11 protein-coding genes and 1 tRNA gene are annotated in these 12,900 nt (G+C 40.6%); 1 reads left to right on the top strand and 11 read right to left on the bottom strand.

All coding sequences use genetic code 11. The features are described 5' to 3' along the window. Positions 1 to 9: 9 nt before the first annotated feature. Positions 10 to 2,007, bottom strand: coding sequence for a tetratricopeptide repeat protein (locus tag IPM34_12430; protein MBK8956343.1), 1,998 nt, complete (start codon positions 2,005 to 2,007; stop codon positions 10 to 12). A 194-nt stretch (positions 2,008 to 2,201) separates the two neighbouring features. Further along, on the bottom strand, positions 2,202 to 3,803 hold the full coding sequence (locus IPM34_12425) for a bifunctional metallophosphatase/5'-nucleotidase (GenBank protein ID MBK8956342.1): 1,602 nt from the start codon (positions 3,801 to 3,803) through the stop codon (positions 2,202 to 2,204). Positions 3,804 to 3,975: 172 nt separating this feature from the next. On the opposite strand from IPM34_12425, the gene IPM34_12420 reads away from it, so the two are divergent. Then, positions 3,976 to 6,285 (top strand): hypothetical protein, encoded by a 2,310-nt coding sequence (locus IPM34_12420; protein MBK8956341.1) that lies wholly within the window; start codon positions 3,976 to 3,978, stop codon positions 6,283 to 6,285. A gap of 102 nt (positions 6,286 to 6,387) precedes the next feature. On the opposite strand, the gene IPM34_12415 is transcribed toward IPM34_12420, so the two are convergent. The 9 genes from IPM34_12415 to IPM34_12375 form a co-directional block, all read right to left on the bottom strand. Then, positions 6,388 to 6,759 (bottom strand): gamma-glutamylcyclotransferase, encoded by a 372-nt coding sequence (locus IPM34_12415; GenBank protein ID MBK8956340.1) that lies wholly within the window; start codon positions 6,757 to 6,759, stop codon positions 6,388 to 6,390. A gap of 88 nt (positions 6,760 to 6,847) precedes the next feature. Then, positions 6,848 to 6,921, bottom strand: a tRNA-Met gene (locus IPM34_12410). Positions 6,922 to 6,980: 59 nt separating this feature from the next. Then, on the bottom strand, positions 6,981 to 8,483 hold the full coding sequence (locus IPM34_12405) for a hypothetical protein (protein MBK8956339.1): 1,503 nt from the start codon (positions 8,481 to 8,483) through the stop codon (positions 6,981 to 6,983). 15 nt (positions 8,484 to 8,498) lie between these two features. Beyond that, positions 8,499 to 9,257, bottom strand: coding sequence for a hypothetical protein (locus IPM34_12400; GenBank protein MBK8956338.1), 759 nt, complete (start codon positions 9,255 to 9,257; stop codon positions 8,499 to 8,501). Between the two features lies 1 nt (position 9,258). Then, on the bottom strand, positions 9,259 to 10,047 hold the full coding sequence (locus IPM34_12395) for a Nif3-like dinuclear metal center hexameric protein (protein MBK8956337.1): 789 nt from the start codon (positions 10,045 to 10,047) through the stop codon (positions 9,259 to 9,261). After that, the gene (gene rfaE2, locus IPM34_12390; GenBank protein MBK8956336.1) at positions 10,047 to 10,538 is read right to left on the bottom strand and encodes a D-glycero-beta-D-manno-heptose 1-phosphate adenylyltransferase; all 492 of its coding nucleotides are present in this window, start codon (positions 10,536 to 10,538) and stop codon (positions 10,047 to 10,049) included. The genes IPM34_12395 and rfaE2 overlap by 1 nt, the downstream gene beginning before the upstream one ends. Continuing rightward, positions 10,510 to 11,502, bottom strand: a complete 993-nt coding sequence (locus tag IPM34_12385) for a flippase-like domain-containing protein (GenBank protein ID MBK8956335.1) — start codon at positions 11,500 to 11,502, stop codon at positions 10,510 to 10,512. Before IPM34_12385 ends, rfaE2 begins: the two co-directional genes overlap by 29 nt. A gap of 79 nt (positions 11,503 to 11,581) precedes the next feature. Then, complete coding sequence (locus IPM34_12380) at positions 11,582 to 11,929, bottom strand: aspartate 1-decarboxylase (protein MBK8956334.1); 348 nt, start codon at positions 11,927 to 11,929, stop codon at positions 11,582 to 11,584. Between the two features lie 61 nt (positions 11,930 to 11,990). Beyond that, positions 11,991 to 12,848 carry a pantoate--beta-alanine ligase gene (locus IPM34_12375; protein ID MBK8956333.1) on the bottom strand — a complete coding sequence of 286 codons (858 nt, stop codon included), beginning with the start codon at positions 12,846 to 12,848 and terminating at the stop codon, positions 11,991 to 11,993. Between the last annotated feature and the right edge of the window lie 52 nt (positions 12,849 to 12,900).

Raw genomic sequence — 12,900 nt, 5'->3', positions numbered from 1 at the left:
AACTACAAGCTACTTTATCCCTTTCACTCTTTGCGCATATTCAAAAATTGAATACGCTTTGGTGCTGTCGCCGTTTTTAAGATAAGCGAGACTCAGGAATTTTAAATTTTCTTCGCTCAGGGAATCCAACTGAAAACTTTTGCTTAAGTATTCAATGGCTTTCGGAAAATTGTTCAGATTGATGTATGCCGCGCCGGCATTGGTATACGCTTTTGCAAATTTTGGATCTTGTTGAATTGCCTGATCGCAAACTTTAATAGCTTCTTCGTTATCGCCTTTATTTAAATAAACTACACACAGGTTGGATACACCTTCCACATCGCTTTTATTGAGTTTAATGTACCGTTTATAATCTGCAATCGCAGAATCGTATTTGTTTTCAAGAAAATACGAAGACGCCCTGTTTTTATAAGCCAATGCATAGTTGGGATCCAGGCTCAGGCATTTATTGAAATCGTCATAAGCCTTCTGACTGTTGCCCATGCGTGCATATACCGATCCTCTGCCGTTGAACGCTTCGGCGTAGGAGGGTTTATATTGCAGTGCGGTACCATAAGACACGAGTGCAAGACTGTCGCGGTTAGTATTGTAGTAGATCACACCCATGTTGTAATACACCTCTGCATCGATGACATTGTATTTTAGTGAAAGCTGATAATGTTGCAGCGCTTTTTCCAGCTGTCCTTGTTGTTGATACAAATAAGCTCTGTTGGTGTATGCTTTAGCACCCGGGTAGGATCTGATCGCATTGTCCCACAAGCTCCCTGTATTTTGCCAGCTGGTTGCATGTTTGAAAGTTAATCCAGTACAAATAATACCGGCAGCGAGTACGATTCCATAGATCCGGTTTTTATTTTCTCCCCAAAAATTTTCTAAAGACCAACTACAAACAAAGAACAAACCAATATAAGGGACGTAAGTATATCGTTCTGCAATGATGGCACTTCCTACCAGAAACAATTGCAGCACCAAAAATAAATTCACCAGATAAAAGCTAAAACCAAATGCTACAGCCCGGTCTTTTTTCCAGGTTCGCAATGACCATAATGCTGTCCATGCAAAAACGAAGGGTGCAAGATAAAATGCTGGTTTGAGAGATTCGTTGATTGGCGGCAATGGATAAAATGCAGTTAAGTTTACAGGGAAAAACATTTTATAGATGTACATCATGTAACCGTAGAACGGAAAAAAAATACGTTTATCCCAACCATAGAATTCTGAGGTTGGTGTAGCTCCTGCACTCGTCTGAGCATGAAGAGTGAGATATAAGAAGAAGGCCGCTATGATTCCAAATGGAATTTTATCTTTGATGATTGCAAAATCAAACTTTCGATTCCGGTAAAAGTCCAATGTCAATAATACTGCAGGAAAAATAATGGCAGCCGGTTTCGACAGGATGGAAAGACAGAAAAACAAAAAGCAATAAACGTAATGCTTTCTGGAATGTTGGTCGAGATATTTTAGGTAATTTATAAATCCCAACAAAAAGAAAAATGTATAAAGCACATCTTTTCTTTCAGATACCCAGGCTACCGATTCGACATGCATGGGATGAACCCCAAAAAGCAATGCCACACTAAAGGCAATAAATAATCGTCCGGGTACCAATCTAAGAATGAATTGATAAACCAGAAAGACATTGGCAAGATGGAATAAAATATTGAGCAAATGATAACTGAAGGGATTTAAACCCGATATGGCATAATTGAATGCCAGGGTTATCATGGTAAGCGGGTGATAATTCCCTTGAACCGGGGTGGTGAAGAATTTCAGAAAATCTGAAAAATTATGGATCAACGGATTGTTGCTTGCATAATCCTGGTCATCCCAGTTTACAAAATCTGCATCCAGGGCAGGTAGGTATCCGATCAATGTCAATAGGATTGCAATCGCTGGAAGCAGCCAGGGGCCTTTGCTTTCCAGGATAAATGAATTTTGGGACCTGGTTTGTACAGCATTTCGATTGGCTGCCTCTTTTGCCGGCTTTATGTTTTTCTTATCCTTCATAGTAAAAATATAGAGGACGAAGATTATTAATTTTATTTAAATAGCGAACTTTATTTGATCCCTGATTAATGATCTAAAATACTTTTATCAATAGTGAAATTCAAGTTGATAATACGATTTAGATTTCAAAAACTCAAAAATTACATGAATCCAATTGGCTCATATTATGAATAAACCACTCCAGCGGATTTACTTTATTTTCCTCCCTGTTTGATGTATTGAATAATCACAGTCCGGATGTCATTTGTATCGTCATTTTTATCGCTGGGATTTGCTTCATGAATGACTTTTAATTCCGGATGATAACGCGTCAGAAAATCCAATCCTTTTTCTTTTCCTGTCAATAAGTAATCATTGATGGATACTTTGTAATACGACTCTTCATTCAAAATTTCATTTCCCACAAACCAGCTACCCTTATTGTTTTGAGAAAGCCTGTACCTTTGGAGATAACCACCAGATCCTTTATTTTTTTCGCCAATGATCGCAATTTTTTGCAAGAGTGAGCCTTTCATCATAACCAGCAGAATCGAACCTCCATACGGCAATGATCTAAGGATATCGTATTGCGATAAACTACCACTCAACATGTCATCCACCCGGATACCACCAGAATTCAATAAAGCCAGATCTGAATCCTTATATGCATGAAACATCGATTTAGCGATCAATTCGCCAAAAGCACACTGGCTGTTTCTGGTCGTCTGTTCACGGGCATCATAAGGAGTGCTGAGTTTCATTAAGACCTCATCCGGATCAAAACCCATGTCCCTGATGATTTTTGTTTCGATAGATTTCCATTTTTCAACTACCTGGTTGACTTCCGGATCCAGAGGAATGTGTTCATCCAGTTTAACAAGTTCCGAAATCAGCGTGTAGGTTTTGCTGGTGGTGTTATATTTTATTTTATGAACGTAAGCAGTTTTAGCATTGGCATCGGCTTTAGTCATCACAGTTCGTCCTATTTTGTACTTCATGTGGTCATGTTCGTGGCCTCCTAAAATCAAATTCAGTTCTTTAAATCGTTTTGCCATCTCCAGATCGTCTTCCTTGTTGAGGTGGCTAAGAGATATAAGAAAATCAATGCTGTCTTTAATGAAGCGGATCTGATTTGCTGTACTTTCGTAAATATCTTCATAATACACAAAATCGGTTTGATTTGCTGGCAGACAGGGTGCCACAAAACCAACGCGAACACTTGCTCCATGTTCATTTACAAAACGGATGATTTTATATTTTGGAATATCCAGCATTACGCCATTTTTCATTGTACCAAATGCTGATTTTTTTCCGTCCCGGACTTGAAGTACATTCGATGAGACCCATTCAAATTTGGATTCATTGAGTCTTTTTTGCAACGAGGACAAATCGATGTCAAACTCGTGATTGCCGAATGTAGCGAGGTCTAATCCCAATGTGTTCAATGCTTCAACCATTTGCTTTCCCCGGATCCTTTCGTTCTCCCATTTTAGGGTTCCGATTAAACTAGGACTCAGGAAATCGCCGGCAAGTACAGTAAAAGTATTGGGATATTCCTTCATCACTTTTTTTCTCAAACTTGCAATTCTTGCCGCACCTCCGATTTTCCCACCTTCCAGGGGAGAAATCTCATAAAAATCATTGATTTGGATGATTGCAAAGGAAACCTCTTTATTGTTTTTTACCTCAGCTGACTTTTTTAGAGCTGAACAGGAAAATAAAACCAAACATAAGCCTGACAATAATAAATGGATGGCCCTGGAAGATTGAAACCTGAATTGAAAATGACGCAAATTATAAACCGTTGAGAAAATCATTAATTTATGATTGTAATGGATGATGCAAAGATACAAAGTCGCCAGTCTATTTTTCGTTTTGAACATTTAACATAAACATGCCCTTAATTTAACGTCTTCGGGGCAGCTGTTTGGTTATAACAGGCGTCTCATTGGAGTTTATTGTATTTTTATCCAGTCTAAAGGAAAAAGTATGCATCATCTCATTCAAAAAATTGTATTCGGAGCTTTCATCGTAAGAAAATTGTCAGGTTTTATTCCTGTTATGCGTTTCGGTCTGATTGTGTTCTTTATGCTGCAATTTAACACGGGGCATACCACACACATTGTTGGAGGAGACATTGGTTACCGGTGTTTGGGCAATAATCTATATGAAATTACGCTGACCCTGCGACGAGATTGCATAAACGGTAATCCGGGAGCTCAGTTTGATAACCCTGCTTCCATGGGAATATTTGACCGGCAGGGGAGATTGCAATCCCAATTAGGAAACGTGGGTCGTTTGTTAATGCAATTCAGACAAGATGATACCTTAAATGAGGTTCTTTCGAAATCCTGTGGAATTATTGGCGGCGATGTTTGCGTGCATACTACAACTTATGTGGATACTATAGAACTTCCATTCCTGGTTGGCGGATACATCCTATCGTACCAAAGATGTTGTCGCAATTTTACGATCCGCAATATTGTTGACCCGCTGGCATCCGGAGCTACTTATACCCTGGAAATTACTGAAGAATCCTTACTGCAATGCAATGCCAGTCCGCTCTTGGGACCTTATCCTCCGATTTATATTTGTGGAGGCCAGGCCATCGCATTTGATTTGAAGGCCAGGGATGAAGATGGAGATTCTTTGGTGTATAAAATGTGTACACCCTACTTGGGTGCCGATCAACTAAATCCAAGGCCGGCCACACCTTCAAATCCACCATATGACTTCGTTATATTCAGTGGCAATTACAGCCTCAATGATATGATCGGAGGGATTCCTCCTTTGAATATTTCTCCATCTTCAGGATTTATGTCGGGTTTTGCTGAACCTGTAATTGCGCAATACCTCATTGCATACTGCGTGGAAGAATACCGGAATGGGAAATTGCTTTCTACGCTTCGTAGAGATTTTCAAATCAATGTGCGTTTGTGTAATTCTACACCCCATGCTGATTTTGATTTAAATTTTCTCCAGTGCCTTAATCCATTTAAGGTTCAATTGCAAAACAATTCCACAGACTTATTTTCAAGCCTGGAGAAATATTTCTGGGAATTCAGGATCAATGGTCAGGTGCAACGATCCGATTTGAAAGATCCGGAATTCGTAAGCTCCGAAACGGGTATTCTTGAAATTCAATTGATTGTAGAGTCGAAAGAAATGTGTCGCGATACAATTTTAAAGAAATTTGTTTTGGATGGTCCCGAATTGGATTTTAATTTCAGAACAGATACCATTTGCCTGCTCGATTCAGTGGAATTAGTCAAGGTATACGATCCGGATTATATGTATGAATGGAGTCCCCTGGAAGGACTAACATGTGTTCGTTGTCCAAATCCCAAAGCCGGTCCCGTAAAAAACACCCGGTATATTTTAAGAACTTACAATGCTACCTGCGAAACATTTGACACCGTTGATGTCATTGTCAAGCCATGTACAATTGATCCTTGTGCCATCTTTCTGGAATCGGAATGCCTGCCCAACGGGATGATTCAAATATCGGCATTGGATGGAAATGCCAGGCTCGTCCAACCCAGGCAACGCGACCGCGAACTTTTTTGGAATATCCAAAAACACAGTAACCATCCCGAGTATACCATTCAGAATCAGAATCCAATTCTCCTCTACGAAAGCGATGTTTTCAGTTTGACTTACAAGTATTACAGTTGGCCGCCGGGCAGACCAAAATCTATCGAGTATGCGGATATCTGCCAGCAAAAATTCCAGGATACGGTGAAACTAAATTGCAGTGGACCCTGTAGTGAACTTCAATTTATATTGGCTTCCTGCGAAGATGATTACCATAAACAATTTAATCTGAATTATCCAACCGGTATTTGTAAAACCATTTGTGGCGGTGCCTGCCAGTTTATTATTGCATTATTTGAAACAGATGGACGATTGATCAATCCTTCGGATTATGAAATAAATTGGTCCAATGGCACAACAGGATCATACGTAGAGCTGATGGCACCCTACTTCAACAATCTCAGCGTGAGTGTTAAAAAAGGGGACTGTTTTTGGAAAGGGAAATACATTAAAAGTTGTCAGTCCTTTGGACAATGGCAAAACGATCCGGATCAACTGATTTCTTTAAAATACAGAAAGGGAAGTGGGACAGGAACTTTGGTAAGAAATTGCAGTTTAGGGGTAGCCTATTACCGCCTATCAACACTTGATGGAAGAACTCTGACAAATGATCTTTCAAATTTAGATCGCATCGAATCGGGAATTTATTTACTTACAGAAGAAGTAGCAGAAATGAAATGGAATTATCTCTTGATGATCGAATAAAGAATTTATTTTCTGATTGTACTCATTTTTATTCGATGAAAAAAAATTCAAAGGAATTCAAGGCGATTCATGGCCAAACCACTTGTAAATTTCAAATTGATTTTATTCAAATTCAGCTTTTTTGGCATGCTGATTGAACCAATATACATAAGCTGATGCAGGTTGATCTTTTGACGTCGGATATACCAATGCGAGTTCTCTTTGATACAAAGATAGATTGGGATTCAAAGGATCGTATTCTTCGTACTCATCGAGTTTAGCCAGGTCTTTTTCTCCTTTCAACAATTCGATCAGTTCTCCGGGAATCCATTCGCCCTGATTTGCATTGGGTTTTACGATGGCTGGATATTCCGTACCACTTTGAGGTATTCCTTTTATCCTGGCGGGGCCTATCTTTCTATAAGCAATGCGAAGATCCGATAAAATTGAGGATTCTCGTTTCAAAGTACCGTAAGCAAATAACAAGATTGACATTACTAATCGGAATATCTGGAAAGCAAAATGAAAGTACTTTTTATTGAAATATCCCTATAAATGATTCAGTAAATTTGTGGAAAAGAAGTAGCGTGGGAGAGGCTTGAACTCTCGACCTTGCGATTATGAATCGCACGCTCTGACCAGCTGAGCTACCACGCCACAAAGAACTTGTTTTCCTTTCGGGCTGCAAAAATATAATTCTACAGCCAACTCACCAATTATTTTGTTGCCAATCTTGACAAGCCGGCTTTGGCTTTTTGTTGCATGGAATTCCTATACCGATCTGGTTTTAACTTCAATACGGTTTCAAAATACCGTGCAGCCTCTTCATCCTTTCTGAGTTCTTCCAATATGAGTCCGCTTTGCAGGGCAGCATTGCAGTGCCAGTAATTTTGATGCTGACCTGAAGCCATGACCTGTTGGTAAAATTCCAAAGCTTTGTTGTAGTTTTTTTCGATATGATAGATCCTGGCCATTCTGTAATGATATTCCAATAAGTGAAGGGGATTGGAATTAAAATCCGCCTTACCTGCTTCCAACAAGTTTCTGGCCTTTTCCGTATACGCCCCATCACAGAGCAATCTGGCTTTCAACAACAGCGTATCGGGCAATACACCTGATTTTGCATCCTGGTAGGCCTGTTGGTCTTCGTCGAGTTGGTTAGCTCCCTGGGTCAGGCATTGTGAAATATGCAGTTTGTAAAGAGTTGGTTGTCCTTTCAGTAAAGCATTCCAGGCTCTTTTTTGCCAGGCCTCTTTAATGTAATTGTGTCCCTGATTGGATTTTATGAATTTTTCAAAGTACTTGTCCGACTGATTTTGAAGGGCTTGCAATTCAGCCAGACCTCTCAAATAATACAAATGCGGAAGTTTTTCAAAATGGCTCTCCGGAGCAGATCGAAGGGCCATTCTGGCGGCTTCGTTTAAACCTGCTCTGAGTGCTACTTTGGCCTGAACCCACACCTGGAGAGGCCCGGGGTTCGGATGCATGGATTTACCAATCCAGTATTGAAACGCCTCTTTGGGTTTGTGTTCGAGATAACAAAGAATAAAACAGTAGGCAGCATAGGCCTCTTCTATTAAAAAACCGCCTTGTTTTTCACTTTTAAGAACAAATAGTTGAAGTGCTTCTCTCCCTTGTTTAATATTTCCATCCAATCCGGCCAGACGGCTGGCCCACTGATATTCAGGTGGAATGGTTCCCAACAAGGCCTGAAGTATGCCCCAGGATTTTTTGTATTGATAAAAATCAGGATATTCTTCTATTTTTTCGTCCAGCAGTTTCTTGGCGCCGTACAACAATTGTATGCCTTTCAACATGTTTTGTTGCTTGAGATGAATGAGTGCCCATTGTAAATCGATTTCTGATTTGATAAAACTTTTCCAGCGATCGCTGAGTTTGCTTTTATCCAACTCCTTGATCCGGATATCGCGGTTGGATTTACTCTTTTCGAATATGGCTTTTTTATCTAAAAGAAAAATGTTGTAAAAATCGAGCTCATTTTCAAGCAATAGATATGCTTTGTTTAGACGTTTCCCGGTCTTTTTTCTGATCTCACTTAATTGATTTCCTGCAGCATCCAGATCCAGGTTTAAAATACTGTTATAGATCTCGCGAACACCTGAATCAAAGATAAAAGTGTCTCTTGGTAATGAAAAAACCGACTGTGTAAACAGGAAGAAGGGAATGCACAACAGCCATAAATTTCGGGTTCGAATCATGGCTCAATTCAATGTTCAACTTTCTACTTCTACAATCTGATCATCGACCAGTACGCGGCCACAATGTTCGCATGCGATGATCTTTTTCCGAAGTCCGATTTCGAGTTGAACCTGAGGAGGGATCTGATTGAAACAGCCACCACAGGCATTCCTTTTAATAGTCACAACCGCCAGCCCATTGCGATAGCGATGGCGGATTTTATCATAGGCATTGAGTAGCCTGGTTTCTATAGTTTTACGTCCTTTTTCAGATTTCTTACTGAGCGTCAGCTCCTCTTTTTCAGTTTTTTCGATGATTTTGCTTAGTTCTTCTTTCTTTTCTTCCAACTCTTTTTGCTTATGCTCCAGGCGTTCGTTGACCGTTTCCAGACTGGCCTTTTTCAATTTGACTTGTTCGGCAATTTCTTTGGCTTTTTTCTCGGAAAGCTGGATTTCGAGCCTCTGAAGATTGATCTCCTTGTTTAAAGCATCGTATTCCCTGTTGTTCTTGACCGAGTTGAGTTGCTTTTCGTATTTCTTAATAAGTTCTTCGGAATTCTTGACATTTACCTTGTGATTGGCAATCTCCTGGTCCAGGTCTGAAATTGAACCATCCAATTTTTGAATTCTTGTATTCAATCCGGCAAGTTCGTCTTCCAGATCGCTAACCGCTACGGGTAATTCACCTTTGATGATATGAAGCTTATCCACTTCGGAATCAATCTGCTGCAATTCATATAATTGCTTGAGTTTCAGAGCTATAGGCAGGTCTGTCTGTGGTGTGGTCTTAGACATATTAGAAATATTGAATTGGATTTGTATTTAAATTAGCGCAATGGGCTGCAAAATTACGAAATTTTTCCGAAATCAGCCCAGCCAGCAATTCAATCGTAAATTGCTCACTTTCAAAATGTCCGACATCGCAAATCAGGATCTGGCCATTAGCTTCAAAAAATTCATGGTATTTCACATCTGCTGTGATATAAGCATCTGCACCGGCAGCAATGGCCGATCCGATCCACGATGCTCCGGAACCTCCGGTGATTGCTACTTTTTTTATGGGTTTGGATAAAATCCGGGTATGCCTGACACAGGCCGTCTGGAGCTTTTCCTTAAGGTAATCAAGAAATAACCCGGCATCCATCGCCGTGCTTAACTCACCACATATGCCCGTTCCGGTCTGTCCATCCGGTCCAGATGGAGCCAGAATTTTCAATTCATTCAGTTGGAGTTTTGAAGCGATCTTTTGATTCACTCCATTGGCAAGTACATTGTCCAGATTGGTGTGGATGGCATACAAGGCGATGTCATTTTTAATGGCATAAATAATAGCCTTATCCACATAATGGCGATACTGGATTTTTTTGATGCCTTTGAAAATAATCGGATGGTGGCTTACAACCACATTGCAGCCTCTTTGGTGTGCTTCTTTAACTATATCTTCAGTGGCATCCAGGGCACATAAAACCCCTCGAATATCCCATGTAAGGTCTCCACATATTATACCTGAGTTGTCGTAGGATTCCTGCAAATGCAAGGGTGCAATTTCTTCTAAAAATCCGGCCAGTTCACTGATTTTGGTCATTAGTCTGCTTTTACTTTTTCTACAATCAGGCTTGTCGAAAAGCCCTTGTGAAAGCTCAGGGAGTATACTTTTCCTCCGTTTTTAAGGACGTGATCTGCCCCAATGATTTGATCGACTTTCCAATCTCCACCCTTCACTAAAACATCCGGATTGAGCAGTTTGATTATATCCTCCGGGGTTTCAGTATCAAAGACAACCACCGCATCTACAGCTTGAAGGGCGGCCAGAACAAGGGCCCTGCTGTCCTGCAGATTGATCGGTCGGGTAGGACCTTTCAGTTTCCGCACACTTTTGTCGCTGTTAAGCCCAATTATGAGCTTGTCTCCCAGCATCCGAGCCTCCTCCAGATACCGCACATGGCCTTCGTGCAAAATATCAAAACATCCATTGGTGAAGACGCATACCAATCCCTCTGATTTCCACTGATTCCTTACTTTTAGCAGGTCCGCTAATTCCCGATACTTACTGCTCGATTTTTTGAATGCGCTCATGATCAGAGGAGTTAATTTTTGATTTCCAATTGACCCAAATCAGGCTTCCGGTTCCAAACACAACCAGTGCCAAAAACTGTCCCCAGGTAAAGGCAATGTTGGCAAATGAAAAAGCATCAGCCTGATGAATTCCATACATTCCCAAAGAAATAATAACTAAATAATGGAATGTTCCCATTCCACCAGGCGAAGGAATAAACACACCAAAACTACCAAACACATAAACAACCAGCATCTGAATGGAGTTCAAACCGGAGGTAGGTTGATATGATTTACAGGCGAATACAAACATCAGGAAAAACCAAACCCAGATCATTAAGGTATGAAATATGAAAGCATTCCTTTTTTGCAAATTGCGGATGGATTTCACACCTTCCCAGATCCCATCCAAAATTCCAACCATCTTCTGAATGAGTTTTAACTTCAAAAAACTTTCCCTTAAGAGCCAAATAAGCACCATAAGAATAATAAGAACACCCAACAACAAACCATTCACATGCACGCCAGGTATTTTCGCAAATTTTGTAAAAAAGATATGAAATGTCGTCCAATCCAGGGTAATGGCCAGAGCGACAATTAAAACGAAGGTGACCATATCGGCAATTCGGTCCAAAATTACAGACCCAAAAACCCGGTCAACCGGCAGATTTTCTTGTTTGGAAAATACAGCAGCTCTTACAAATTCTCCAATTCTCGGGAATCCCAAATTGGCTAAATAGGCTATAAAAATAGAACTGTAGGCACTTGAAAACCGGGCTTGATAGCCCATGGTTTCCAAAAGGATCTGCCATCTCTTTGCGCGGGAGTAATTGGTCATTGCGAATCCCACAAAAATCAGGGAGATCCAGAAATAATTAAGCTGTTTGAAGTCTTCGCCAAGTTTATCCATCAGGCTGCAATCTTCCTGGGATATGCCTTCTTGTTGGCAATGCTCAAGGTAGGCTGCTTGATTTTTTGAATACAAAAAATACATAATCGATAAACCAATGCTTAAAAAAAGCAGCAGCTTGAGGACATTTTTAAGTTGAACAGGCAAACGGGTACTACTTTATGCGGTTGTTTTCGTCCACGTGCACGGAAACAGGATGAAAGGTTTTTGCTTCTTCGGGAGTCATAAAAGCATATGAGATCACAATGATGATGTCTCCGACCTCCGCTTTTCGGGCTGCAGCTCCATTTAAACAGATCATTCCCGTTCCGGCTTCACCTTTGATCACGTAAGTTTCAAAACGTTCGCCATTGTTGTTGTTGACTACCTGGACTTTTTCCCCTTCAAATAAATTGGCTGCCTGCATCAAATTCTCATCAATGGTGATGCTTCCCACATAATTTAAATTGGCTTCGGTAACCTTCGCCCGGTGAATTTTTGACTTAAAAAACTGGAGGAACATGCCGCAAAATTAGCTTAAAAAAAGAATTTACCCCTTATAAGTCGGTTTAGACCCAAATAGTTCAATCACAGCTTCCTTTTATACACAAATTGTCGATTAACCTGACATTACCCGCCCATGCCGCTATACAGGCAACCAGATTCTCGTGCTTCTTTGGATCCATAACAGATTCCAGACTTTGGTCATCGACAATCTCCAGGTATTCAGTCTGTAGCCCTGATTTCTCAAGATCCATGAAAGCATGGGATATCAATAAATCCAGCTTGGTTTTATATAAATTCTCCTTGAGGTATGTGAGATTTTTATAGATGGCAATGGCATTTTTTCTCATTTCAGGACTCAGCCTTAGATTCCTGGAGCTCATGGCAAGGCCATCTGCTTCGCGCAAGGTTGCCCCAATGATAAGTCGTACCGGCAAATTTAACTGGTTGATCATGTGCCTGACCAGGGTGTATTGCTGAAAATCTTTCTGACCCATGATCAGCAAATCGGGTTCGACAAGATCGAGCAGCCGTTTCACCACCTGTAACATGCCTTTGAAATGTCCCGGTCTGAACTTACCTTCCATAACCTTGTCCAGGGTGCCCAGGTCAAGCTCAATTCCGGTGTCCAGTCCTGGCGGATAAACCACTTCCACAGCAGGTACGAAAACAGCATCGCAACCTCGCTCTTCCAGCATTTTTATATCTCTATCCACCATCCGCGGATAATTTTGAAGATCCTGAGGGTTATTAAATTGAGTGGGGTTGACAAAGATGCTGCATATACCAATATCTGCATTTGCCTTTGCAATTTGAATCAGGGATATATGACCTGAATGCAGAGCACCCATGGTTGGAACGAAAGCGATGCTGTGGTTCCTTTTTCTTTGATCAGCGGTAAAGGATTTGATTTCTTCTTTTTGTGTAAAAACCTGCATGTCTAATTAATCTTAACCAATTTTGTAAAAAATGTTTTTGAGAATAAAACGA

The organism is Saprospiraceae bacterium (assembly GCA_016716185.1).
GTDB lineage: Bacteria > Bacteroidota > Bacteroidia > Chitinophagales > Saprospiraceae > Vicinibacter.
This window is presented reverse-complemented; position numbering and strand designations above follow the sequence as displayed.